General features: G+C 70.4%; 15 protein-coding genes. 11 read left to right on the plus strand and 4 right to left on the minus strand.

Going from position 1 to position 26,038, the window contains the following annotated elements:
• Window positions 1-45: 45 nt before the first annotated feature.
• Window positions 46-489, plus strand: a complete 444-nt coding sequence (locus tag ACTWPV_RS33705) for a hypothetical protein (RefSeq protein ID WP_443154851.1) — start codon at window positions 46-48, stop codon at window positions 487-489.
• A 110-nt stretch (window positions 490-599) separates the two neighbouring features.
• Window positions 600-2,513, plus strand: coding sequence for an N-acetylmuramoyl-L-alanine amidase (locus ACTWPV_RS33710; protein WP_443154852.1), 1,914 nt, complete (start codon window positions 600-602; stop codon window positions 2,511-2,513).
• Here the strand turns inward: ACTWPV_RS33710 and ACTWPV_RS33715 are convergent.
• Both ACTWPV_RS33715 and glgP read right to left on the minus strand, forming a co-directional pair.
• On the minus strand, window positions 2,476-3,372 hold the full coding sequence (locus ACTWPV_RS33715; RefSeq protein ID WP_132604877.1) for a MurR/RpiR family transcriptional regulator: 897 nt from the start codon (window positions 3,370-3,372) through the stop codon (window positions 2,476-2,478). The genes ACTWPV_RS33710 and ACTWPV_RS33715 overlap by 38 nt on opposite strands.
• Before the next feature lie 42 nt (window positions 3,373-3,414).
• Window positions 3,415-5,997, minus strand: coding sequence for an alpha-glucan family phosphorylase (glgP, locus tag ACTWPV_RS33720; RefSeq protein WP_443154853.1), 2,583 nt, complete (start codon window positions 5,995-5,997; stop codon window positions 3,415-3,417).
• 289 nt (window positions 5,998-6,286) lie between these two features.
• Between glgP and ACTWPV_RS33725 the strand changes: the two genes are divergently transcribed.
• From ACTWPV_RS33725 to ACTWPV_RS33760, 8 genes are all read left to right on the plus strand, one after another.
• Window positions 6,287-8,377: an alpha-1,4-glucan--maltose-1-phosphate maltosyltransferase gene (locus tag ACTWPV_RS33725; protein ID WP_347645449.1), complete on the plus strand. Its 2,091-nt coding sequence runs from the start codon at window positions 6,287-6,289 to the stop codon at window positions 8,375-8,377.
• A gap of 71 nt (window positions 8,378-8,448) precedes the next feature.
• Window positions 8,449-10,149, plus strand: a complete 1,701-nt coding sequence (treS, locus tag ACTWPV_RS33730; protein ID WP_443154854.1) for a maltose alpha-D-glucosyltransferase — start codon at window positions 8,449-8,451, stop codon at window positions 10,147-10,149.
• 3 nt (window positions 10,150-10,152) lie between these two features.
• Window positions 10,153-11,478 (plus strand): maltokinase N-terminal cap-like domain-containing protein, encoded by a 1,326-nt coding sequence (locus ACTWPV_RS33735; RefSeq protein WP_443154855.1) that lies wholly within the window; start codon window positions 10,153-10,155, stop codon window positions 11,476-11,478.
• A gap of 64 nt (window positions 11,479-11,542) precedes the next feature.
• Complete coding sequence (locus ACTWPV_RS33740) at window positions 11,543-12,058, plus strand: pyridoxamine 5'-phosphate oxidase family protein (RefSeq protein WP_443154856.1); 516 nt, start codon at window positions 11,543-11,545, stop codon at window positions 12,056-12,058.
• Window positions 12,059-12,281: 223 nt separating this feature from the next.
• The gene (glgB, locus tag ACTWPV_RS33745) at window positions 12,282-14,468 is read left to right on the plus strand and encodes a 1,4-alpha-glucan branching protein GlgB (protein WP_443154894.1); all 2,187 of its coding nucleotides are present in this window, start codon (window positions 12,282-12,284) and stop codon (window positions 14,466-14,468) included.
• Window positions 14,469-14,620: 152 nt separating this feature from the next.
• Window positions 14,621-16,651, plus strand: coding sequence for a S8 family serine peptidase (locus tag ACTWPV_RS33750; RefSeq protein WP_443154857.1), 2,031 nt, complete (start codon window positions 14,621-14,623; stop codon window positions 16,649-16,651).
• Window positions 16,652-16,837: 186 nt separating this feature from the next.
• The gene (locus ACTWPV_RS33755) at window positions 16,838-18,211 is read left to right on the plus strand and encodes a S8 family peptidase (RefSeq protein ID WP_347645455.1); all 1,374 of its coding nucleotides are present in this window, start codon (window positions 16,838-16,840) and stop codon (window positions 18,209-18,211) included.
• Between the two features lie 149 nt (window positions 18,212-18,360).
• On the plus strand, window positions 18,361-19,716 hold the full coding sequence (locus tag ACTWPV_RS33760; protein WP_347645456.1) for a S8 family peptidase: 1,356 nt from the start codon (window positions 18,361-18,363) through the stop codon (window positions 19,714-19,716).
• A 243-nt stretch (window positions 19,717-19,959) separates the two neighbouring features.
• Here ACTWPV_RS33760 and ACTWPV_RS33765 read toward each other — a convergent pair whose 3' ends face one another.
• Entirely contained in the window at window positions 19,960-22,722 is a 2,763-nt protein-coding gene (locus tag ACTWPV_RS33765; protein ID WP_443154858.1) for a BTAD domain-containing putative transcriptional regulator, read from the minus strand.
• Window positions 22,723-22,783: 61 nt separating this feature from the next.
• Window positions 22,784-24,223, minus strand: a complete 1,440-nt coding sequence (locus tag ACTWPV_RS33770; RefSeq protein ID WP_443154859.1) for an AAA family ATPase — start codon at window positions 24,221-24,223, stop codon at window positions 22,784-22,786.
• 83 nt (window positions 24,224-24,306) lie between these two features.
• On the opposite strand from ACTWPV_RS33770, the gene sppA reads away from it, so the two are divergent.
• Window positions 24,307-26,004, plus strand: a complete 1,698-nt coding sequence (gene sppA, locus ACTWPV_RS33775; RefSeq protein WP_443154860.1) for a signal peptide peptidase SppA — start codon at window positions 24,307-24,309, stop codon at window positions 26,002-26,004.
• Window positions 26,005-26,038: the final 34 nt, after the last annotated feature.

Consider the following 26,038-nt stretch of genomic DNA (forward strand, 5'->3'; position numbering starts at 1 on the left):
TGGGGCGGAATGACGCGCGGGCCGCGTTCGTGAGGGGAGACGGCGGTGGAGGTTCACTGGGTCGTGGAGGAGGTCGAGCGTACTTCCGAGCGGCTGGACGCGCTGCGCAGCTCGCCCTTCGTGTTCTGGATGGACGTGCACGGCCCCGTGCCCTCTCCCGGGCCGGACCTGGCGGCGGCGGCCGTCGCGGCCTACGGGGACGTGACGCGGGTGACGGGGGTCGAGCCAGCCGCGGACTGGCGGAGCGAGGTCCGGCAGGCGGCCCATCAGATGGGGCTCTTCGCCGAGCTGTTCCGTGGTGAGGCTCGCGAGGAGCCGGAGTTCCTGGTCGAGTGGGTGCTGGAGATCATCGAGGACACGCTCGGGACCGTACGGGCCGCGGGCCGTGTCACGCACCGGCCGACGGGGTGGTACGCGGCGTTGTGGGAGGACTGGGTCCTCGTCACGGACGAGTGGGCGGTCGTGCTGAGCCTGACCAACGACAGCTGAGCGGGCTCCCCCGCAAGGGATGAAGAATCTCTTCGCAAAGATCTCGCCTGCGAAGGAAAATATTGAGACGCTGAACCCCACCACGCGCCCCCAGCCCCAAGGAGTGGTTCATGCGCAGACTACTGGCGATCTCCCTCGTCGCCGCCCTGCCGTTAAGCACCGTGACAGCGGCGCACGCCCAGGAACCCGCCGGCCGCCAGGCGGCCTTCGCCTCAGCCGCCGAGGAGTTCCAGGTGCCGGAGAGCGTGCTGCTCGGCGTCTCCTACCTCGAGTCGCGCTGGGACGCCCACGCCGGCCGGCCCTCCAGCGACGCCGGGTTCGGGCCCATGCACCTGACCGACGCCGCCTCCTTCACGGGATCCAACCACCACCACGAAGGCGAGGAGGACGCGCGCGGCGACGAAAGCAGGCCCCTCCCCGCCCCGAGCGCGCGTCCCGCGCCCGCCGACCTCCCCGCCTCGCTCCGCACGATGGAGAAGGCCGCCGAACTCACCGGCGAGAGCCGCGAGCGCCTGCGTACGGACGCCGCCGCCAACATCCGCGGCGGCGCGGCGCTGCTCGCGGACTACCAGAAGGCGCTCGGCGCGCCGCTGAGCGACGAGCCAGGCGACTGGTACGGCGCCGTCGCGAGATACTCCGGAGCCGAGGAGGCGGGCGCGGCCAGGTTCTTCGCCGACGAGGTCTTCGCGACGATCAAGGAGGGCGCCGAGCGGACGACGGACGACGGCCACCAGGTCAGGCTGGCTCCCGTCCCCGGGCTCACGAAGATCGAGAAGTGGCTGGACAAGCTCGGACTGCGCAAGCCGAGGACCGGCGGCGTGGAGTGCCCGGCGTCGATCTCGTGCGAGTGGATCCCGTCGGCGTACCAGGAGCTTCCGAACGACGACTACGGCCACTACGACCTGGCGAACCGCCCGTTCAGCCAGAAGATCGAGTACATCATCATTCACGACATGGAGGGATATTTCCTGCCCTCCATCCGCCTCAACCAGGACCCCGCCTACGGCGCCAGCTGGCAGTACTCCGTCCGCTCCACCGACGGCCACATCGCCCAGCACATCAAGGCCAAGGACGTCGCCTGGCAGGCGGGCAACTGGTACGTCAACGCCAAGTCCATCGGCATCGAGCACGAGGGTTTCCTGGCCGAGGGCGGCACCTGGTACACCGAGGCGATGTACCGCTCCTCCGCCCGCCTGGTCCGCTACCTGGCGCTGCGGCACGGCGTCCCGATGGACCGGGCCCACATCCTGGGCCACGACAACGTCCCGGGCACGCTGCCGACCACGGTCAGGCAGATGCACGAGGACCCGGGCCCGTTCTGGGACTGGGCGCACTACTTCCAGCTGATGGGCGCGCCGCTGCACGGCCTCGGCGGCCCCAGATCCGGCTCGGTCATGATAAAGCCGGACTTCGCGACGAATAAGCCGTACTTCTATGGCTGCGACCGCCAGAACCCCGAGGCCGCCTGCCCGCCGCTTCCCGCCCACACCGTCTGGCTCCGCACCGAGCCGCGCGACGACGCCCCGCTCGTCAAGGACATCGGCAAGCACCCCACGGGCGAGTCGCTCTACAGCGTGTACGACCACAGCGCCCGCGCGAGCACCGGCCAGCGCTTCGCCGTGGCCGGCCGGCAGGGCGACTGGACCGCCATCTGGTACCTCGGCCAGAAGGCCTGGTTCCACAACCCGAAGAGCGCGCCCACGGCCGTGCCCTCCATGGGCCTGGTGGTCACCCCCAAGCCCGGCAAGGCGACCGTCCCGGTCTACGGCCGGGCGTACCCGGAGGCGGAGGCCTACCCCGAGGGCATCCCCCACCAGGAGGTGACCCCGCTGCAGTACACGTTCTCGGCCGGCGAGAAGTACACCCTCGCGGGGCCGGCCGCGACGGAGTACTACCGGGCGGTCACGTTCAACCTGGAGGACCACAAGGTGGTGCGGGGCAGGACGAAGTACCTGCAGATCCAGTTCGGCCACCGCGTGATGTTCGTCAAGGCTGACGACGTGCGGGTGACGTTCTCCGGGTGAACGCGTTGACGGCGCGCCTGGTGCTCGCGAGCGCCTCCTGAGAGGAGTCGAACGTACGCTGGGCGACGCCGACGAACACGCAGTCGACGACGAGGAGCTGGCTGATCCGGCTGGCCAGGGCGCCGGGACGGAACTCCGTCTCGCGCCCGGCCGAGATCAGCACGTGTTCGGCCAGCTCCGCGATGGTGGAGCGGGGGTTGTTGGTGATGGCGACGGTCGTGGCCCCGCCCTCGGCAGCCCGGGTCAGCGGCTCGATCACGTCGGGGGTCTCCCCCGACGTGCTGACCCCGAGCGCCACGTCGCCGTGTTTCAGCAGCACCGCGCTGGTCAGCGCCAGGTGCGCGTCCTGGAACGCGTGGCTGGACAGCCCGATGCGCAGCAGCTTCTGGGCGAAGTCCTCGGCCACCAGGCCCGACGCGCCGACGCCGTAGGCGTCGATCCGCCGCGCGCCGACGACGGCGTCGACCACGAGCCCGAGCCGCTCGGAGGTCAGCTGCGCGACCGTGTCGTTGATCGCCTCCGACTCGGCCCGCGCCACCTTGTGGATGACCTCCGAGAGCGGGTCGTCGGGGGCCAGGTCGCCGGGCACCAGCCGGTCGGGCTGCGCGGCGGCGGCCGCCAGGGCTAACCGGAGTTGCGGATAGCCCGCGAACCCGAGCAGCCGCGCCGTGCGCACGATCGTGGCCTCGCTCGTGCCGGAGGCGGCGGAGAGCTCCGTGATGGTGCTCCGCGCCACCGTCGCGGGGTCTTCGAGGATGAGGCGGGCGACGGTCTGGGCGGCAGGCGTCAGGGACGGCAGCACACCGCGGACCGTGGCCACCAGAGTGTCGGCCCGCAGGCCGTTGCCGCTGTCGTCCACGGTCCCGATTATGCCGCTTGCGCCGGGATCCCGAGCTGCTGGTTAGCGCAGAGTCCCGTTCGTCATGCCCGCGGGCTCCTCGGGCACCGTGATGAGGCCCAGCTCGGCCGGGGTGACGACGAGCGGGTGGTGCGGGACGACGCGCACGGTGTAGCCGAAGGCGCCCGTGTGGTCGAGCGGGACGACGCCGGTGAAGTGCGCCCGCCCGTCGTCCTCCGCCGAGGCCATCTCCAGCTTCGCGTACGCGGGACGCACCAGCTCGTCGTGCGGCCCGACCCTGCCGTAGACGGCCTCGACCCGCACGTCGGCGGCCTCCAGATCGCCGAGCGCGATCGTGGCGTGCAGCTCGATGGACGAACCGACCTCCGGGGTGTCGCCCACCCCCGTGGCCTCGGCGTGCTCGACCCTGACGCCCGGCCACGCCTTGGCGACCCGCAGCCGCCAGGCGGCGAACGCCTTCGCCGGCGCGTAGCCGTCGGCGGACAGCGCCCTGGCCGCGCCGGCCGCCGGGTTGTACAGGGTCACGACGTAGTCGCGCAGCATGCGCCCGGCGAGCACCTTCGGCCCGAGCGAGGCCAGCGTGTGCTTGACCATCTCCATCCACCGCCGGGGCAGCCCGTCACCGGGACGGTCGTAGAACCGGTCGGACACCTCGTGCTCGATCAGGTCGTAGAGAGCGGCGGCCTCCAGCTCGTCGCGGCGGTCGGTGTCGGCCACGCCGTCCGCGGTGGGGATCGCCCAGCCGTTGGAGCCGTCGTACCACTCGTCCCACCAGCCGTCGCGGATGGACAGATTGAGGCCGCCGTTGAGCGCGGACTTCATCCCGGACGTACCGGACGCCTCCAGCGGGCGCAGCGGGTTGTTCAGCCAGACGTCGCAACCCTGCACCATGAGCCGGCCGAGCGCCATGTCGTAGTCGGGCAGGAAGACGATGCGGTGGCGGACCTTCTGCTGGTCGGCGAACTTGACGATCTGCTGGATCAGCTTCTTGCCGCCCTCGTCGGCCGGATGGGCCTTGCCCGCGATCACGATCTGGACCGGCTTGTCGGGGTCGAGCAGCAGCTCGGTGAGCCGCTCGGGGTCGCGCAGCATGAGCGTGAGCCGCTTGTAGGAGGGGACGCGCCTGGCGAACCCGATCGTGAGCACGTCGGGGTCGAGCGCGTCGTCGATCCACCCCAGCTCGGCGTCGGAGGCCCCGCGCTCGCGCCATGACCGGCGCAACCGCACGCGGGCGCCCTCGACGAGCTGCCTGCGCAGCGTCCCCCTGATCTGCCAGATGTCGCCGTCGGGGATCTTCTGGATGCCGTCCCAGCCGCGGGCGCGTTCGATCAGGGAGGGCAGCTCGCGGTCGGCCAGCTCCATGAACTCGCGCCCCACCCACGTGGGGGCGTGCACGCCGTTCGTGATCGAGCCGATCGGCACCTCGTCCAGGTCGAAGCCCGGCCAGAGGCCCTTGAACATCTCCCTGCTGACCTCGCCGTGGAGGCGGGACACGCCGTTGACGCGCTGCGCCAGGCGCATGCCCATGACGGCCATGTTGAACCGCTGGGGATCGGACTCCGCGCCCAGTGCCAGGATGCGGTCGACGGGCACGGTGGGCCAGGCGTTCGATCCGCCGAAGTGGCGGGCGATCATCTCGACGGGGAAGCGGTCGATCCCGGCGGGCACGGGCGTGTGCGTGGTGAACACCGTGCCGGCCCGCACCGCCTCCCACGCCTCGTCGAAGGAGAGCCGGGCCTCGGTCAGCTCGCGGATGCGCTCGAGGCCCAGGAATCCGGCGTGGCCCTCGTTGGTGTGGAACACCTCGGGTTCGGCATGCCCGGTGATCTTGCAGTACGCCCTGATCGCGCGCACACCGCCCACGCCCAGCAGCAGCTCCTGCATGAGCCGGTGGTCGGTGCCGCCGCCGTAGAGCCGGTCGGTGACGTCGCGGGCGGCGGTGTCGTTGTCGGCCACGTCGGAGTCGAGCAGCAGCAGCGGCACCCGGCCCACCTGCGCCACCCACACCTGGGCGTGCAACATCCGCTCGTCCGGCAGGCCGATGCGGATCTTGACCGGCGCGTCGTCGGCGTCCTTGAGCAGGGTGAGCGGCAGCCCGCCGGCGTCGAGCGACGGGTAGTGCTCCTGCTGCCAGCCCTCGGGCGACAACGACTGCGTGAAGTAGCCGTGGCGGTAGAGCAGGCCGACCGCGAGGATCGGCACGCCCAGGTCGCTGGCGGCCTTGAGGTGGTCTCCCGCCAGGATGCCGAGACCGCCCGAATATTGCGGGAGAGCCGCGGCGATGCCGTACTCGGGGGAGAAGTAGGCGATGGCGCGCGCGGCGTCGGGCAGCGTCTGGTACCACCGCGGCGAGGTCATGTACTCGCGCAGGTCGTCGGCGGCGTCGGCGAGGCGGCGCAGGAAGCGGCGGTCGGCGGCCAGCTCGGACAGCCTGGCGGGGGTGACCGCGCCGAGCAGGGCGACGGGGTCGTGCCCGACCCGCTCCCAGAGGCCGGCGTCGACCTCGGAGAAGAGGTCCATCGTCTCCGGGTGCCAGGACCAGCGGAGATTGTGCACGAGCTCGCCGAGGGCGGCCAGCTCCGCGGGCAGGACGGTGCGGACGGTAAACCGGCGGATAGCTCTCACGTTTCTGCACCCTACGGGCTAGGAGGGACCTCTCAGTCCTTCACCCTCATGATGACCGTTCAAACCCCTTCCAGGAACAAGCATGAAGAGGCACCATTGGGGCAACTTTCCTCTTTGTTGGCCCTCCCACAGACACACTCGGGAGGTCTATCCGCTGCTGTCCAGAAATAACGTGCAAGGATCGTTACTGCCAGGGTAGGCCGCCTCCAGCGGACCACCGGCAACGGCGTGTGCATCCACGGAAAGCCTCCGGCGGCACCGAGTGTGTCGCCGCAAACCCTTGAATGCGATGATCGGACGAATTCCCATCACGGACATCTCCCCCGTCGTCGACTGCGGGCAGTGGCCCGCCAAGGCGGTCGCCGGCGAGACCTTCGAGGTCTCGGCGACCGTGTTCAGAGAGGGCCACGACGCTGTGGCCGCGGGCGTGGTGATGACCGCGCCCGACGGGCAGCGCGGGCGGTTGAGACCGATGCGCGAGCTGGCGCCGGGCACCGACCGCTGGGGCGTGGAGGTGTGCCTGCCGGCCGAGGGCGACTGGCTGTTCCGCGTGGAGGCGTGGAGCGATCCGATCAGCACGTGGCTGCACGACGCCGAGATCAAGATCCCGCGCGGGATGGACGTCGACCTCATGTGCGAGGAGGGCGCGCGACTGTTCGAGCGGGCCGCCAGGGCCGTGCGGGTGGCCGACTGCGCGAACGACCGGCCGGCCCAGGAGGGGCACGCCGGCGCGAACGGGCAGCGCAGGCAGAACGGCAACGGCGACAGCGCGTGCGGGCACCGCGCGGCGCTGCTGTCGATCTCCGCCACGCTGCGGGACGAGGATCTCGACCCGCGGGCGCGGTTGTCGATCGCCCAGCTTCCCGAGACCGCCGCGCTGCTGCAGGCCCACCCGTTCCGCGAGCTGGTGACCAGGTCCAGGTCGCACAAGGTCAGGGTCGACCGGCGCAGGGCGCTCTACGGCTCCTGGTACGAGTTCTTTCCCCGGTCGGAGGGGGCGATCGTCGACGAGTTCGGCGTCTCCAAGTCCGGCACCTTCCAGACCGCCGCCAGGCGGCTGCCCGCGATCGCCAAGATGGGCTTCGACGTCGTCTACCTGCCGCCCGTCCACCCGATCGGCACGACGCACCGCAAGGGGCGCAACAACACGCTCAGCCCCGAGCCCGACGATCCCGGCTCGCCGTGGGCGATCGGCTCGGAGGACGGCGGTCACGACGCCGTCCACCCCGACCTCGGCACGCTGGAGGACTTCGACGAGTTCGTCGGCCGGGCCAGGGAGCTGGGCATGGAGGTGGCGCTCGACTTCGCGCTGCAGTGCTCGCCCGACCACCCGTGGGTGAAGGAGCACCCGGAGTGGTTCACGATCAGGGCGGACGGGTCGATCGCGTACGCCGAGAACCCGCCGAAGAAATATCAGGACATCTACCCGGTCAACTTCGACAAGGACCCGGAGGGCGTCTACGCCGAGGTCAAGCGGGTGCTGCTGCACTGGATGCGGCACGGCGTGCGGATCTTCCGGGTGGACAACCCGCACACGAAGCCCGTGGCGTTCTGGGAGCGGCTGCTGGCCGACATCCACACGACCGATCCCGACGTGATCTTCCTGTCGGAGGCGTTCACCCGGCCGGCGATGATGCGCGCGCTGGCCAAGGTCGGCTTCCACCAGTCGTACACGTACTACACGTGGAAGAACTCCAAGTACGACGTGGAGGGCTACCTGTCGGAGCTGGCCCACGAGACCTCGCACTATCTGCGGCCGAACCTGTTCGTCAACACGCCGGACATCCTGCACGAGTACCTGCAACACGGCGGCGTCCCTGCGTTCAAGATCAGGGCGGTGCTGGCGGCGCTGACGTCGCCGGCCTGGGGTGTCTACTCCGGGTATGAACTGGGGGAGAACGTACCGGTACGCCCGGGTAGCGAAGAATACCTGGATAGCGAAAAATATCAGTACAAGCCTCGCGATTGGGTTACAGCCGAACGCGAGGGACGTAGTCTGGCTCCCTTCATCACTCACCTGAATTTGTTCCGAAGAGCGCATCCGGCACTGCAGGAATTGCGTAACCTACGATTCCACAGGGTCGATCAACCGGACATCGTTTGCTTCTCCAAACGGCTGCCGGGCGCCTACGACCCGGCCACACGAAGGCACGGGATGGGCGACGTCGTACTGGCGGTCATCAACTTGGATCCACACCACACCCATGAGGCGACCGTGGATCTCGACCTGCCCGCCATCGGTCTCGACTGGAACGCGGAGTTCGTCGTCGACGACGAGCTGTCGGGCGAGTCGTACCGCTGGAGGCAGAGCAACTACGTACGCCTCGACCCCCACATCCAGCCTGCCCATATTCTCACCGTACGAGCCGCGCCACGGTAGAACTGAATTCAGCGGGGAGTCTTCAACGTGTGTGACAGCGCCTCCCTCATGAGCACCCTGCGAGGCCGCTCATGAGCATCACACCCATTCCCAACACTTTTGACGAAGAGAAGCCGCGCGACCCCTACTGGTACAAACGCGCGGTCTTCTACGAGGTCCTGATCAGGGGTTTCGCCGACTCCAACGGTGACGGGACCGGCGACATGCGCGGGCTCATCAGCCGGCTCGACTATCTGCAGTGGCTCGGCGTCGACTGCCTGTGGCTGCTGCCGCTGTACGAGTCGCCGCTGCGCGACGGCGGCTACGACATCGCCGACTTCATGAAGATCCTGCCCGAGTTCGGGGATCTGGGAGACTTCGTGAAACTCGTGGACGAGGCGCACAAGCGCGGCATGCGCGTCATCGCCGACCTCGTCATGAACCACACCAGCGACGCCCACCCCTGGTTCCAGGCGTCGCGACACGACCCCGAGGGCCCGTTCGGCGACTTCTACGTGTGGTCCGACACCGACGAGAAGTACCAGGACGCCCGGATCATCTTCATCGACACCGAGACGTCCAACTGGACCTACGACCCCGTACGCGGCCAGTACTACTGGCACCGGTTCTTCCACCACCAGCCCGACCTCAACTACGAGAACCCGGCCGTGCAGGACGCGATGCTGGAGGTGCTGCGGTTCTGGCTGGACCTGGGCATCGACGGGTTCCGGCTGGACGCGGTCCCCTACCTCTTCGAGGAGGAGAACACCAACTGCGAGAACCTCCCGAGGACCCACCAGTACCTCAAGCGGATCAGGTCGGAGGTCGACCGCCTCTTCCCCGACCGGGTGCTGCTCGCGGAGGCGAACCAGTGGCCGTCGGACGTCGTGGAGTATTTCGGTGACCCGGTGGGCGGCGGGGACGAATGCCATATGGCATTCCATTTCCCTCTGATGCCGCGCATCTTCATGGCCGTACGCCGGGAATCCCGCTACCCCATTTCCGAAATTCTGGCCCAAACGCCGAAAATTCCGGAAAATTGCCAATGGGGAATCTTCCTCCGCAACCATGACGAGCTCACCCTCGAAATGGTCACGGACGAGGAACGCGACTACATGTACACCGAGTACGCCAAAGACCCCCGTATGCGGGCGAATGTCGGCATACGCCGCCGCCTGGCCCCCTTGCTGGAGAACGACCGCAACCAGATCGAGCTGTTCACCGCGCTGCTCCTGTCGCTGCCGGGCTCCCCGGTGCTCTACTACGGCGACGAGATCGGCATGGGCGACAACATCTGGCTCGGCGACCGCGACGGCGTGCGCACCCCCATGCAGTGGGACCCCGACCGCAACGCCGGCTTCTCCGACTGCGACCCCGGGCGGCTCTACCTGCCGGTCATCATGGACCCGATCTACGGCTACCAGGCCATCAACGTCGAGGCCCACCAGAAGAACGCCGGCTCCCTGCTGCACTGGACCAGGCGCATGATCGAGATCCGCAAGCGGCACCCGGTCTTCGGGCTGGGCGGTTACGCCGAGCTCAACTCCTCCAACCCCAGCGTGCTGGCGTTCGTACGCGAGCTGGGCGACGACCGCATGTTGTGCGTGAACAACCTGTCGCGCTTCCCGCAGCCGGTCGAGCTCGATCTGCGCAGGTTCGTCGGCGTCGCTCCCGTGGAGACGATGGGTGGGGTCCCATTCCCGGCAATTGGCGAACTTCCGTATCTTTTGACGCTTCCCGGGCATGGGTTCTACTGGTTCACGCTCCCGCCGGCCGTCATCCAGGAGGAGTAGGACGTGCTTGACGAGCTCCTTGCCGCATGGATCGGCCGCCAGCGTTGGTTCGGTGGCAAGGGGCGCCCGATCGACCATCTGTCGATCGACTCGGACGTCGAGCTGACCCTCGGGCTCCGGCATCTGATCGTCGCCGTCTGGCAGGAGGGCTCGCGCGAGCGCTACCAGGTTCTGCTCGGGGAGCGCCCCTCGCTCCCCGACCGGCTCGCCCACGCGCTGATCGGCACGATCGGCGACGTCTACCTCTACGACGCCGTGCACGACGCCGAGCGCACGGACTGGCTGCTCGACGGGATGGCCCGCGACGAGGAGCGCAGCGGCCTGCGCATGCGCCACGTCCCCGGCGCCGCCATCGACACCGAGCCGCGCAGCGTGGTGCTGAGCGCCGAGCAGTCCAACACCTCTCTCGTGTACGGCGACGCCTACATCTGCAAGCTGTTCCGCCGCCTCATCCCCGGCGTCAACCCCGAACTGGAGATCGTCACCGCGCTGGCCGCCAGGAACGCGCCGCACATCGCGCAGCCGTACGGGTGGATCGAGACCGACCTCGACGGCACCGGCACCACGCTCGCGTTCATGCAGGAGTTCCTGTCCACCGCGAACGACGGCTGGGACCTCGCCCTGGCCAGCGTGCGCGACCTCTACGCCTCGCTGCCCGAGGTCCCGGCGTCCGAGGCCGGAGGGGACTTCGCGGCCGAGTCGCTGCGGCTGGGCACGGCCACCGCCCGCGTGCACCGCGAGCTGGCCGCCGCCTTCCCCACGGACCTCATCGAGACCCACGAGGTCAAGCGCATGGCCGAGGGCTTCCGACGCCGGCTCGGCCGCGCCGTGTCCGAGGTTCCCGCGTTGCGCCAGCATGTGACCGTCATTGAGCACGCCTACCACCAGGTGGAACTGCTCACCAACGAGGTGCCCGTGCAGCGTGTTCACGGCGACTACCACCTCGGCCAGGTGATGCGCACCACGACGGACTGGGTGGTGCTGGACTTCGAGGGCGAGCCGGGGCAGCCGCTGGCCGAGCGCAGGGCGCTGTCGTCGCCGCTGCGCGACGTGGCAGGGATGTTGCGCTCGTTCGACTACGCGGCCAGGCACCTGCTGGCCGGCCACTCCGAGGCCGAGGCGCTGGAGCCGCGGGCCCAGGAGTGGGCCGACCGCAACAGGGCCGCGTTCCTCGACGGGTACACCGAGGGCGGCGGCGTGATCACACGCGGCGACGCGGTGCTGCTGAGGGCGTTCGAGCTGTCGAAGGCCGTGTACGAGGTCGTCTACGAGGCCCGCAACCGGCCCTCGTGGCTGCCGATCCCCCTGGCCGCCTTCCGCCCCCGCTAGAGGCCAGAGATCGGGGTAGAAGGGGTAACCCGTGTGGTTCGTCGACCGCCGTTGAGGGGGGACCATGGTTCGTACGCCGGAAACCACCATCGATCCGCGGTACAGCAGCGACGACGCTCGGCCCACCCCGTGGCCGGACGCTGTCGCCCACCTCCGGGACGCGGAGCTGTTCTGGGTGTCCACCGTCCGTCCCGACGGGCGGCCCCACGTCACTCCGGTCGTCGGGGTCTGGCTGGACGACGCCTTCTACTTCTCCAGCGGACCGGAGGAGCAGAAGTCGAAGAACCTCGCGGCCAGCGCGCATTGCGCGGTGACCACCGGGTGCAACCGGTGGAACGACGGCCTGGACCTCGTCCTGCACGGCGACGCCGTCGCGGTGCGGGACCGGCGGCTACTGCGCCAGGTGGCCGATGCCCACACCGCCAAATACGGCAGCGCCTGGGCCGCCGAGGTCGACGACGACGGCGTCTTCCGCATGCACGGGCACGAACCCGTGGTGTACCAGGTGCGCCCGGCCCAGGCCCTGGGGTTCGGCAAGACGGACGGGTTCAGCCACACGCGGTGGGACTTCACCGCCTAGCCCGCCTGGCCTGACGCGGCGCGGCAGGACCGGCCCGCCGGGAAATGGTCTGGCGCTGGTGGCGCGGCGGCGGGGGGACGGTGTGCCGGGTTAAGAACGGGAAAAGACTCTGAGCTCCGCCTTGTGGATGAACCCGGATTTTGCACTTTCGGTGATTGTCTCGGTGATAGCGGGCAGTGCCTGGGATGGACGGTCATCATGGGGCAAGGTGGGGAGTATGCCGATGAGGACAGAGCTCGACCGCCTGGCGGGCGGGGCGCATCACGATCCGCACTCCGTGCTGGGCGCGCATCCCGTGGCGGGCGGGATGGTCTTCCGCGCCCTGCGACCGCTGGCCGAGCGGGTCGAGGTGGTGTTCGACGACGGTACGGCCCACACCATGAAACACCAGGCCCACGGCGTGTTCGAGGTCACCGTCCCCGGGCTCGACAAGGTCCCCGGCTACGCGTTGAGGATCAGGTACGCCGGCGCGGAACCGTACATGATGCGCGACCCCTACCGGCACTGGCCCACGCTCGGCGAGGTGGACCTGCACCTCATCGGCGAAGGGCGGCACGAGCGGCTCTGGGAGGTGCTCGGCGCCCGCGTGATGGAGCACGAGGACATCGACGGCACGGCGTTCGCGGTGTGGGCGCCCAACGCGCGCGGCATCAGGGTCGTCGGCGACTTCAACCACTGGGACGGCACCGGCTACCCGATGCGCTCGCTGGGGCGTTCGGGGGTGTGGGAGTTGTTCATTCCGGGGCTCGGGGTGGGCGAGCGGTACAAGTACCAGATTCTCGGCGCCGACGGGATGTGGCGCGACAAGGCCGACCCGATGGCCAGGCGGACCGAGGTGCCGCCGATGACGGCGTCCGTGGTGGACAGGTCCGAGCACGTCTGGGAGGACGGCACGTGGATGGCCGAGCGGCGGGAGCGGCAGCCGCAGCACGGCCCCATGAGCATCTACGAGGTGCACCTGGGTTCGTGGCGACCGGGGCTGTCGTACGTCGAGCTGGCCGAGCAGCTCTCCGCGTACGTGTCCGACCTGGGATTCACCCACGTGGAGCTGCTGCCGGTGGCCGAGCACCCGTTCGGGGGTTCGTGGGGCTACCAGGTGACGTCCTACTACGCGCCGACGGCCAGGTTCGGCACGCCTGACGACTTCCGCACGTTCGTGGACCTGCTGCACCAGCGCGGCGTCGGGGTGCTGCTCGACTGGGTGCCGGCCCACTTCCCCATGGACGACTGGGCGCTCGCGCGCTTCGACGGCACGCCGCTGTACGAGCACGCCGACCCGGCCAGGGGCGAGCACCCCGACTGGGGCACGTACGTGTTCGACTTCGGTCGCAGGGAGGTCAGGAACTTCCTGGTGGCGAACGCCCTCTACTGGCTGAAGGAGTTCCACGTCGACGGGCTGCGGGTGGACGCGGTGGCGTCGATGCTCTACCTCGACTACTCGCGCCGCGAGGGCGAGTGGACGCCGAACGTCTACGGCGGCAGGGAGAACCTCGACGCGGTGGACTTCCTCAAGGAGATGAACTCCGTGTGCTACCGCGAGGCGCCCGGCATCTCTACCGTGGCCGAGGAGTCGACGGCCTGGCCGGGGGTGTCGCGCCCGGTGCATCTTGGCGGTCTCGGCTTCGGGTTCAAGTGGAACATGGGCTGGATGCACGACACGCTCGAATACCTGCGCCACGAGCCGGTCTTCCGCCAGTACCACCACCATCAGATGACGTTCTCGCTGCTGTACGCGTACTCGGAGAACTACGTGCTGCCGCTGTCGCACGACGAGGTCGTGCACGGCAAGGGTTCGCTGCTGGGCAAGATGCCCGGCGACGAGTGGCAGCGCTTCGCGCAGGTGCGGGCGCTGCTGGCGTTCATGTGGGCCCATCCGGGCAAGCAGCTGCTGTTCATGGGCAGCGAGTTCGGCCAGGGCTCGGAGTGGTCGGAGGAGCGCGGGCTCGACTGGTGGGTGCTGGAGTTCGACGGCCACCAGGGCGTGCAGCGGCTCGTACGCGACCTCAACCGCGTCTACAAGGAGACCCCCGCGCTGTGGCAGCAGGACCACGCGCCCGAGGGGTTCCGCTGGATCGACGCCGACGACGCCTCGGGCAACACGTTCTCGTTCGTCCGTTACGGGACCGACGGGTCCGCGGTGGCGTGCGTGGTCAACTTCAGCGGCGGGCCGCACGAGAGCTACCGGCTCGGGCTTCCGTACGGCGGCCAGTGGACGGAGATCGTCAACACCGACGCCTACGACTACTGGGGCAGCGGCGTGGGGAACATGGGCATGGTGGAGGCGGGTGACGAGCCGTGGCACGGGTTGCCCTACTCGACGACGCTGCGGGTGCCGCCGCTCGGCGCGGTCTGGCTCACGCACGAGGCGCCGGCGGCGGACGGCGACCGATCGGTGCCGGACGAGGGCTGATCGGCGGCTGATCGGCGGTCGATCGGCTGCTGATCGGCGGTGCACGGTGGTTGACCGGCGGTCACTGAAAGTTCGGTGAGAAAGCGGCGGGAGCCCTGTGCCTGTCGGGCAAATCACCATAAACTCCGAGATCATCCCTTCTCGGAGGACGCGTGCGACTTCGCCCCCTGATCGTATGCTCGATCGCCCTGGCCCTGCTGCCGCTGTCCGGCCCGGCCCATGCCGACGATCCGACGACCACCCCGTCGCCCACCGTGACGGAGTCGCAGGCGCCCCCGGCCGAGTCCCCGTCCCCGGCCGGGTCCGAGGCCACTCCGGACGCACCCCTCGGGACACCGGCGGACACACCGGCTGAGTCCCCTGCCCCCACCCCCTCCTCGCCCGAGGACAAGGTCGAGGAGGGCTTAGGGGTCGACGGCGGCACGGCGCGGGCCATCGTCGAGCTGACCGGCCCCACGGAGAACGCGCCCGTGGCGGCCCAGGCCGCCGCCGAGAGCGTGGACGTGGTGCTGCAGCCGCAGAACCAGACGTTCATGGTCGTGAACGGCACCGCGGAGGAGCTGGCCAAGCTGGCCGAGGACCCGCGGGTCGCCTCCATCCGCCGTGACAGGACGTACACGCCCACCCAGGTCGGCTCCAACCTCACGCTGATCGGCGCCGACCAGGCGCACGCGAAGGGCCACACCGGCGCCGGTCAGGCGGTGGCGGTGCTCGACACCGGCATCGACCCCGACCACCCGTGGTACAACGGCAGGGTCGTGGCCGAGGCCTGCTTCTCCGCGGTGGAGCCCGGCGTCGAGACGCTCTGCCCGAACCAGCAGACGCAGCAGACCGGGCCCGGCGCGGCGGACGCGACCACCGAGAAGTGCCTGTCCGGCGGCGTGAACCTGTGCGACCACGGCTCCCACGTGGCCGGCATCGCGGCCGGCAGCAGCGGCGTGGCGCCGGGGGCGAGCATCGTGGCGGTGCAGGTGTTCAGCCGGGTCAACGACGAGAACCTCTGCGGCGAGCCGTCGTGCCTGCTGGCCTACGAGTCGTCGTTGCTGCAGGCCATGGACTACGTCGCCGGGCTGAGCCAGCCGATCGCCGCGGTCAACCTGAGCCTGGGCGGGATGTTGTACGAAGGCGCGTGCGACACCTCCGAGGAAGGCTCGGTCTTCAAGCCGAAGATCGACGCGCTGCTGGCCAGGGGCATCGCCACCGTGGTGGCCGCGGGCAACGAGTACTTCGAAGGGGCTTCGTACCCGGCCTGCATCTCCAGCGCCGTGGCCGTGGGCGCGAACGACGGAGGCGACGCCATCGCGGACTTCTCCAACCGCGGCGCCCTGCTTGACCTGTTCGCGCCCGGCGTGGACATCGAGTCGTCGGTGCCGGACAACGCGACCACCGTCTACAGCGGCACCTCCATGGCGACACCGCACGTGGCCGGCGCGCTGGCACTGATGAAGGCGGCCTCCCCGGACACCCCGATGGCCGACCTGATCGACAAGCTGAAGACGACCGGCAGGCCGTACGTGTACGAGGCCAACGGCGCCCAGGTCACCACGCCGCGCCTCGACCTGGCGGCGGCACTGGCCGGGACGGCCCCGCAGCCGCCGATCTCGCAGAGCCCGGTGCCCCCGCCCGACCAGGACCCCGAGCCCGACCCTGGCGACAGCAGCGGGCCCTCCCCCGAGCCCGACGACCCGGCGGATCCGGGCCCGGACCCCGCCCCCGACCCCGACCCCGACCCCGACCCCGAGCCGGTGCCGCTGCCCACCGTGACGGTCACGGTGACGGTCACCGCGAGCCCGGTCGCGAAACCGGCGGCCACCGTCTGCACGCGGGGCAAGGCGGCCAGGAAGCTGACGGTCAAGAAGTGGGCCGTGGAGATCCACCGCAGCAGCGGGACGATCCCCGACGACACACTCACCTGCTACCTGAAGCTGATCAGCAAGTCGAGCAAGGTGTTCCCCGAGCTGACGAAGGCGTCCTCGCTCGGCAAGGCGTACCGGGTGCTGAAGAACACCCGCACCGGCAAGGCCAAGCTGGACCGCGCGCTGCTGACGGCCTGGCTGAACTGGGCGCACGGCACGAACGGCACCACGACGCTGGCCGCCGCCGAGAAGGTGCGGCTCGGCAAGAAGCCGTCCGCGGCGGCGCTGAAGAAGGCGGCCGACAAGGTCATCAAGTCCACCAAGTGATCCATGGGAAAGGGCCGGTCTCTTTCGACCGGCCCTTTCCCATGGGTCGCCCTGAGGCAAAAACGTCTCCAAGGTCGCGCTGCTCGCTTTCATCCCCCACATCACCCTTGTGGCAAGGGGGATGTATGCGGCTGTACGCGGGCGAACGCTCCCGCCTCGAGGACGAACCGACCTTCGGAGGAACATGTGAGGCTACGGTCTCTGCCGGCCCGCGCGAGCGCGCTGGCCGTCCTGTGCGCCGTGCTGTGCGCGGCCCCGCCGCTGCAAGCCGACACGAAAAACACCAACGACCCCGTCATCAGCCCCGCGCTCGTCGCGGAGATCAAGGCGAAGACCCGGGTCCGATCCATCATCCAGGTCAAGCCGGGCCAGAACGCCGAGGCCGTGGCCCAGGACCTGGAACAGGCCTCGGAGGGGAGCCGGGTCCTGGAGGCGGCGTCATCGCCGCACTTCTTCGTCGCCGAGGTGGACCGGCGCACGCTGGCCAAGCTCAGGAAGGACGCGAGGGTCCAGTCCGTCTACAAGGACGAGCTGCGCCACCCGACGCTGGACTCCAGCACCGCCTTGATCCGCTCGGACCGGGCGAACACCGCCGGCTGGACCGGCAGGGGCACGACGGTCGCCGTGCTCGACACGGGGATCGACCGCGACCACCCGTTCTTCCGCGGCCGGCTGGTGGACGAGGCGTGTTTCTCCTCCTCCGACGCCAGCGACGGCACCGTCTCGCTCTGCCCGAACAGCCAGCCGAGCCAGACCGGGCCGGGCTCGGCGGACGCCGAGACCGCCCAGTGCCAGGTCAACGGGTCGAACGCCTGCTCGCACGGCACGCACGTGGCCGGCATCGCGGCGGGCGCCGTGACCGCGGGGGCGCCGTCCAACGGCGTCGCCCCCGCGGCGCGCATCCTGGCGATCCAGGTCTTCAGCCGCGTGGACAACCCGCTGACCTGCGGGTCGGGCGGCGGCAGCGCCCCCTGCTTCCTCAGCTACACCTCGGACCAGAAGCTGGCGCTGGAGTACGTGGCCCGGGTCGCCAGGGCCAGCAACGTCGCGGCGGTGAACCTGAGCATGTCCGGCGGGAGCCTGTTCACCGAGGCGTGCGACGCCGACCCCGCCGCCGCGGGGGTCAAGCCGGAGTTCGACGCGCTCGTGGCGCTGGGCGTGGCGCCGGTCGTGGCGGCCGGCAACAGCGGATCCCCGAACGGCGTCTCCTCCCCTGCCTGCATCTCCACCGCCGTGACGGTGGGCGCGACCGGCGACGACGACACCCCCGCCTCGTTCAGCAACCGGGGGGCCATGCTGGACCTGTTCGCGCCCGGGGTGGACATCAACTCCTCGGTTCCCGACGACGCGTACCGCGAGCTGAGCGGCACCTCGATGGCCGCGCCCCACGTGGCCGGGATGTTCGCGCTGATGAAGCAGGCGTACGCGAACAACACCGTCGCGCAGAGCCTGCAGCGGTTGAAGAGCACGGGCACGCCCATCCGGTACGGCGCCGGTGGCACGTCGACGGTCACCGCCAGGATCGACGCCGAGCGGGCCACCCCTGCCGCACGCGTCTGAACGGGCGTCACGGCCGGAGCCCCGGAGACTCCGGTCACCTCCCTGACCAGAACAAGAACAGGTAACAGAACGCATCCACCCCTCTGACAACAGTTGTCCGATTACTACACTTTCGGCGAGAAATGCCCCCCGAACCACCGGAGGATCAGTTGAGACTGTCGTCTCTGCTGGCAGGCGCGATCGCCTTGGCCGCCTCCGCGGCCGCGCTCGTCGCCACACCCGCCCTCGCCGACCCCAAAACGAAGATCGACCCTGCGATCACGGCGAGCGGCGAGCACCGCGCCATCGTCCGCGTGCAACAGCCCGACCAGGTGAAGTCCCTGCTGTCCAGCGCTGAGAAGATCAAGCGGGGCAAGAAGAACCTCATCGCGGAACCGCCCGCCGCAGTGGCCGGCGCGCTGGACTTCTTCGTCTACCGCGGGACCCGCGCCGAACTCGAGAAGCTCGCCGAGCAGACCGCGGTCGTCTCGATCCGCAAGGACAAGCTCAACAAACCCTCGCTGGTGGAGAGCATCCCCCTGATCGGCGCCGACCAGGCGCACGCCGGCGGCACCACTGGCAAGGGCACGGCCGTCGCGATCCTGGACACCGGGATCGACACCGACCACCCCGCCTTCGGCGACCGCATCGTGTCCGAGGCGTGCTTCTCCGCCGAAGACCCCGCCGACGGCTCCACGCCGCTGTGCCCCAACGGCGCCGAGTCCCAGGTCGGCGCGGGCGCCGCAAGCGCCGAGAGCGCCGCCTGCCTGAAGGACGCCCCGCAGCCGCAGTACGGCCTCTGCTACCACGGCACCCACGTCGCCGGCATCACCGCCGGCCAGCGGACCGCCGACTTCGCCGCCGACGGCGTCGCCCCCAAGGCGCTCATCGTGCCGGTGCAGGTGTTCAGCCGGTTCGACGACTCGCCGTACTGCTCCGGCCGGCCCGTCTGCATCCTGGCCTACGACTCGTCGATCCTGACCGGCATGGCGTACGCCGACCTGATGACGTCCCAGTACAAGATCGCTTCTGTCAACCTCAGCCTGGGCGGCGGCGCCTACACCGCCGCCTGCGACACGGGCGACGGGGCCGACTTCAAGGCCGAGGTCGACAAGCTGCAGGCCAAGGGCGTCGCCACGGTGGTCGCCTCGGGCAACGAGGGCTTCGACGCGTCGGTGTCGTGGCCGGCGTGCGTCTCGAACACCGTCGCCGTGGGCGCCACGGACAAGAAGGACGCCGTGGCCACCTTCTCCAACCGCGGCACGCTGATCGACGTCTACGCGCCGGGCGTGTCCATCACGGGGGCGATCGCCAGCAACACGTACGCGACGCTCAGCGGCACCTCGATGGCCGCCCCGCACGTGGCGGGCGCCTTCGCGCTGCTGCACCAGAAGCGCCCCAACGCCTCGGTGGACACGCTGCTGGAGACGTTGAAGAGCACCGGCAAGCCGATCACGTACAAGAGCGGGAACACGGAGGTCACCACGCCCCGCATCGACGTGTGGGCCGCGCTGAGCGCCAGGTAACCATCGAACACCCCGGGTGGGTGCGGCACCTACCGCCACCCACCCGGTCGGGTGCGCGAAACCCGCCCGATTCGCGCCCCGCTCCGCCCCGCTCTCCGTGGCGGTCAGAAAGTGAGAGCGATCTGATAGCGAGCCCTGATGTGCTGGTCCGACGTCAACCGACGTGTCCGCACATACAGGAGGAAAGCTCGTGACCCGCACGTCGCGGAACTCGTTCCGCCCGAGGCCGCGCACGCTGCGTGATCAGCAGCCCAGGCCCCTGAGCAGCTGATCGAGCCTGGCGTAGTTGGGATCAGCAGGCCTGAGCAGTGCGCGCGCCTCCTCCCAGGAGGCGCGCGCGTCGTCCGGGCGGCCCATCGCGAGCTGGATCTCGCCCCGGGTCGTCAGCGCCTCGACCTGGCCGCTCACGTCGGCCAGCCGCAGGGAGATCACCAGCGCCTGCCGGCAGTGTTCCAGGGCCGTCGGGTATTCGGCGGTCCCCTCGCACGCCGCGGCGAGGTTGGTCAACGCGCACGCCTCCTGCAGCTCCAGGCCGTGCTCCTGGTAGATCTCCAGCGCCTCGCGGGTGTGCCCCAGGGCGTCGGCGCAGCGCCCGGCCAGGATCTCGGTGGCGCCGTAGTTGAGCAGCGCGTGCGCCCGTACCACCGCGGAGGCCGCCGGCCGGGCGGCGATCTCCGCCTCCCGGTGGCAGGCGAGCGCGCGGTCGAAGTCCTCGGCCCGCTGCCAGACCAGCCCGAGCACGCTCAACGCCCGTGACGTCTTCGCGGGGTCGCCGAGCCGCTCGGCGTGCCGCAGGGCTTCGCGCAGCGTCGCGTCGGCTTCGTCGTACGCGCCGGTGACGGAGTAGGCGCCGCCGAGCACGAACGCGGCCTGGTATCCGGCCAGCGGATCGCCGAGCTCCTCCGCGCACTCCAGGCCGGACCGGCCCGCCGCCAGCCAGTCCGCGAAATAGCGTGACCGGTCGAGGAAGTCGCGTATCTCGACAGCCAGCTGCCAGCCGTGGTCCGGCAGGCCGTGATCGGCAGCGGCGCCGACGGCGGCGACCAGCGTGCTCCGTTCGGTCTCGAACCATTCGGTTGCCGCACCGCTGCTGGGAAGGGCGGGCAGCGGAACCGCGCTCTCGCCGATGCCGCGCGAGAGCGGGATCGGGCGTGAGAAGCCGAGCGCGATCCGCGCCTCGTTCGCCGCCCGGACATACCAGTCGAGCACCCGGCGCAACGCCGCCGCGCCCGCCTCGGACCTGTCGGCGGCCAGCCGCTCGGCGGCGTACTCCCTGAGCAGGTCGTGCAGCCGGTAGCGCCCCGGCCGGCGCGCTTCCAGTAGGTGCACGGCGGCCAGCCGGTCGAGCAGGGCGCGCGCCGCGGCCGGCACGACGTCCAGCAGCGCCGCCGCGCCCGGCAACCCGATGTCGCTGCCCGGGTAACAGCCGAGGTGGGTGAACGCGCGCGCCAGGTCCGGCGGAAGCAGGTCGTACGACCACGAGAACACCGTACGCAGGTCGGCTCCCGGATCGCTGTCGGCCAGGGCGTCCAGCGGGCTCCGGCGCTGCCGCAGATCGTCGACCAGCTCGGCGAGGGAACGGTCGGGGTGCTGGGATCCCAGCTCGGCGGCGATGCGCAGGGCCAGCGGCAACCGTCCGCACAGCAGGGCCAGCTCGGCCAGCGCGTCGGGTTCCGCCTCCGCCCTGTGCCGCGGGATCGCCGCCGTCAGCAGCGCCATGGCGTCGGCGTCGGGCAGCTCGCGCAGCGCCACCCGGTGCGCCCCATCGCGCGCGGCCAGGCCGCGCAGGTCGCTCCGGCTGGTCACGATCACGAAGCAGTGGGAGCCCGGCAGCAGCGGCCGGACGTGCTCGGCGTCGTGGGCGTTGTCGAGGAGCAGCAACATCCGGCGGCCGACGAGCAGGGTGCGCAGCAGCGCCGCGGCCTCGCCCGCGTCGTTCGGAACCCGGTCCGCCGGCGTGCCGATCGCGCGCAGCAGCCGGCCGAGCGCCGCCTCCGCCGTGACCGGCCGGCCAGGGCCGTAGCCGTGCAGGTCGAGGTAGAGCTGCCCGTCGGAGAAACGATCCTGCCTCAGCCTGGCCCAGTGCACCGCGAGCGCGGTCTTGCCCGCGCCGCCGACGCCGTGAACCGCCACCAGGGCAAGCCCGCTGCCGGACCAGCGGTCGAGGTGCTCGTCGAGTGCGGCCAGCTCGGCCGTCCGACCGGCGAAGCCCGCCGGCGCCGGGGGCAGCTGCCGCGGCGTCACGCGTTCCGGCTCTGGGCTTCCCGCCAGCAACCGCCGGTGCAGGCGTTGCAGGCGCGCCGACGGGTCCGCGCCGAGGGTGTCCGCAAGCGTGTTCCGTACGGACTCGTACGCCTCCAGCGCCTCGGCCTGCCGCCGGTCCGCGATCAGCACGGTCAGCAGCCGCTCCCAGAGCGACTCGCGTACGGGGAAGCGCGCGGTCAGCACGCGCAGCTCGGCGATCATCGCGCTCGGCGCGCGGTCGCCGAGCGCCAGGTCCAGATCGAGCCGCCGCTCGACGGCCGCCAGGTAACGCTCGGTCAGCGCGGGCGCGTGGTCGCGCTCGAGCGAGTCGGACGCGACGTCGCCGAGCGGCTCGCCCCGCCACAACTCCAGCGCGTCCCGCAGCAGCTCACGGGCGCGCCCGGGCTCGTCGTCCGTGGCCTGCTCCGCGGCGCGGACGAGCCGGTCGAAGCGCGACGCGTCCACCTGATCGGGGTCGACGTCCAGCAGGTAGCCGTCGACGACGTTGCGCACCAGCCCGCCGAACTCCGGCCCGAGCAGCCGCCGGAGCCGGTGCACGTTGTTCTGCACGGCCTCGCGAGGGCTCGACGGCAGGTCGGCGCCCCAGATGCGCTCGATCAGGACGTCGACGGGCACGACGCGCCCCGGCAGCACGGCCAGGCTCGCCAGCAGAGCCCGCTGCCGTTTCGAGGCGATCCTCACGGTACGGTCCGGCAGCCGCACCTCGAACGGTCCGAGAAGGCGGATCGAAACCTCGGGCACCCCGCCGCGCTCCTTTCCCCTGAGCCATGCGTTCAGGTCGAAACTATCTGCAACCGGGCGCTCACGCGTACAGGTCGTCGAGGGCGACCAGCCGGACGTCTCCCGGCATGCCTTCCTGGAAGCCCGCGCCGCCGTAGCAGGTCAGCACCGTCCCGCTGGTGTCGTATCCTTTGACCGCCAGCAGGTCCCTGGCCCGTCGCAGCCGCTCCACGTGGCCGGTGGTCATGACCTTGTCCCACTTCGCCTCCCCCAAGGAGAGCACGCGGCGCGGCCGCCCATGCTCCTCCTGGGCGAGAACCGCCACGTCCACCTCAATCTGCGTGCGATTGTGCGGGTCCGCCACGGTTCCGGCGGCCACCCTGCCGGGAAGCTCGCCGAACATCTCCCCGTCCGAGAGCATCGTCCACTCGCGGCAGATGGCTTCGAAGTGCGGGCCCACCACCTGTGACAGGAAGGTGGCACGGGAGTTGCGCCAAGCGGCCTCGGGCTGGCCGCGCTCCAGCCGGTCCCATTCGCGCCGCATCACTGCCTCATAGAAGACGATCAAAGGTTCGCAGATGCGATAGAGGGATCTGCCTTTTCTGAACGCGTCCGCCTCACGAGCGATCAGTTGTGAATCTTCCAAGACCGATAGCGGGTGCCCGATATCCGGGGATTTCCGGCCTATATGGGAGGCGATGCCACCACGCGTGGCGTTCCCCGAGGCAATGGCCCCCAGCACCGCGTGGTAGATGGCCGTGTCACGGATATCCGACTCCTCCGCCAGCAGGTAGCGCGCCTCGCGGTACAGCGGGATCTGCGCGTTGAGCACCGTACGCCCCACCCAGTCGTCGAAGTCCTCCATCGACTCGGGGGCGTCACCGGCCACGAACTCCCGCCGGTACGCGGGAGTGCCGCCCACGATCGAGTGCACCAGCACCGCGAGTCGTGGGTCGTCGATCCCCCAGAACCTGGCGGCGGCCCGGTAGTCCAACGGCTTGACCACGAGTTCGAGGCTCGCCCGTCCGCGCAAAGGCGCGTTGCCCGCCAAAAGGCGGCCCATCACACCCAGCGCCGAGCCGCACAGCAGCAGCCGCGCCTTTCCCCGCCGCGCGTATCCCCGGGGATCAAGGGCGTGCTGGATCAGTGAGGGCAGGGAGGGGGAGGCCTTGCTCAGGTAGGGAAACTCGTCGATCACCACGAGCCCGTCAGGAACGACGGCGAACAGCCGCTCGAGCGCCTCGTCCCAGTCGGCGAACGCGTATCGCCCGCCTCCGGTCTGCGCTGCCAGAGCCCGGCCGAAGCGAGTCAGCGCCTCGGTCTCCGTCTCGTCCGTGGCCGCGAAGAAGAATCCGCCGACCTCCCGGATCAGGGCGTCGAGCAGATAGGTCTTGCCCTGGCGACGCCTCCCGCTCACGATGCCGAGCCGCACGTCGGGACTGGGAGAGGTGGCGAATCTGACCAGGCCGGCCCATTCGCGCTCGCGGTCGAAGACCTGGGCGGGCTTCTGGATCGTCTGCATCGTAGAAGTGTACAGCTAAGGTGTATAGACCTTAGCTGCATACTCCTAAGCGCGTATCGAATCGTGTCGCTTAGGGTGGCTTCATGGACGCAGGCAAGGCGATCTTCGAAACCGTCGACAAGCTTCGCCAGCGGCGCACCGCCCCGCTGGTGCTGGAGCTCGACCTCACCGAGGGCCTCACCGAGGGCCCGCCGTCGGATCCGCTCGCCGCGGTGTTGTCGATGCGCAAGCCGCGCCTGTCCGACGTCCTGTCGGGGCTGCGGCGGGCCAGGCAGGACCCCAGGGTCAGAGGGCTGGTCGTCAAGGTCGGGGGCAACCCGATGGGCCTGGCCATGGTGCAGGAGTTGCGCCAGGCGGTGACCCACTTCCGCGCCTCGGGCAAGCCGGCCGTCGCGTTCGCCGAGACGTTCGGCGAGTTCGGCGGCGGCACCGTGCCCTACTACCTGGCCACCGCCTTCGAGCGCGTCTACCTGCAGCCGAGCGGCGACGTCGGGCTGACCGGCGTGGCGGTCGAGCAGCGCTTCGTCAAGGGGACGCTGGCCAAGCTGGGCGTCGGCTACGAAGTGGGCCAGCGGCACGAGTACAAAACCGCCGCCAACACCTTCACCCAGGACCACATGACCGAGGCCCACCGCGAGTCGATCGGCCGCATCGTGGAGTCGGTCACCGAGGGCCTGGTCGCGGGCATCGCCGAGGGGCGCAGGCTCGACCCCGCCAAGGTGCGCGAGCTGATCGACCGGGGCCCGTTCACCGCCGCCGAGGCGCTGGAGGCGGGGCTGGTCGACGAGCTGGCCTACCGCGACGAGGTCTACGACGAGGTCAAGCGTTCTGCGGGGGCCGAGGCGCACCTGCTGTACGTCTCCCGCTACGCCAGGGGCACGGCCGTACGCAAGCTGCCGCAGCCGATGGCCGACGCGGTCGCGCTCGTCCACGGCCACGGCATGATCAGGTCCGGCCGCAGCGGGCGCAGCCCGGTGGGCGGGGGCGGGGCGATGGGCTCCGACACGATCAGCGCCGCGTTCCGGGCGGCCCGGCGCGACGAGCACGTCAAGGCCGTCGTGTTCCGGGTCGACAGCCCGGGCGGCTCCTACGTCGCCAGCGACACGGTGTGGCGCGAGGTGACGCTGACGCGCAAGGTCAAGCCGGTGATCGTGTCGATGGGCGACGTGGCCGCCTCCGGCGGCTACTTCGTGTCGATGGGCGCCGACGTGATCGTGGCGCAGCCGGGCACGCTGACGGGCTCGATCGGGGTCTACGGCGGCAAGGCCGTCCTCGCCGAGCTGTTCGAGAAGATCGGGATGAACACCGAGCTCGTGGGCAGCGGGGCCAACGCCGGGATGTTCGCCACGTCCCGCGGGTTCTCCTCCGAGCAGTGGGAGCGGATCAACGCCTGGCTCGACCGGATCTACGACGACTTCGTGAGCAAGGTGGCCGCGAGCCGCGACCTCACCCGCGACCGCGCACACGAGCTGGCGAGGGGCCGGGTGTGGACCGGCGCCGACGCGCAGGCGAGCGGGCTGGTCGACGAGCTGGGCGGGCTGGAGGACGCGCTGGCCCTGGCGCGCGGGCGGGCCGGGCTGGCCGACGACGCGCCGGTGCGCGCCTATCCCCGGCTCAACCCGCTGGAGCGCCTGCGCGGCCCCGACTCGAGCGAGGACAAGTCGGCCGCGCTGGCCAGGATCCGCATGGACGCCTGGGGCCCGCTGGCCCGGCTGTCGGCCGAGCTCGGCCTGCCCGTCGCGGGTCCGCTCATCCTGCCCGCGTGGTACACGATCCGCTGACCTCGGCCGGCGTGCGGCCCGCCGTCACGCGCCC

It is taken from the genome of Nonomuraea sp. KM88, from assembly GCF_052245635.1.
In the GTDB taxonomy this organism is placed as follows: Bacteria; Actinomycetota; Actinomycetes; order Streptosporangiales; family Streptosporangiaceae; genus Nonomuraea.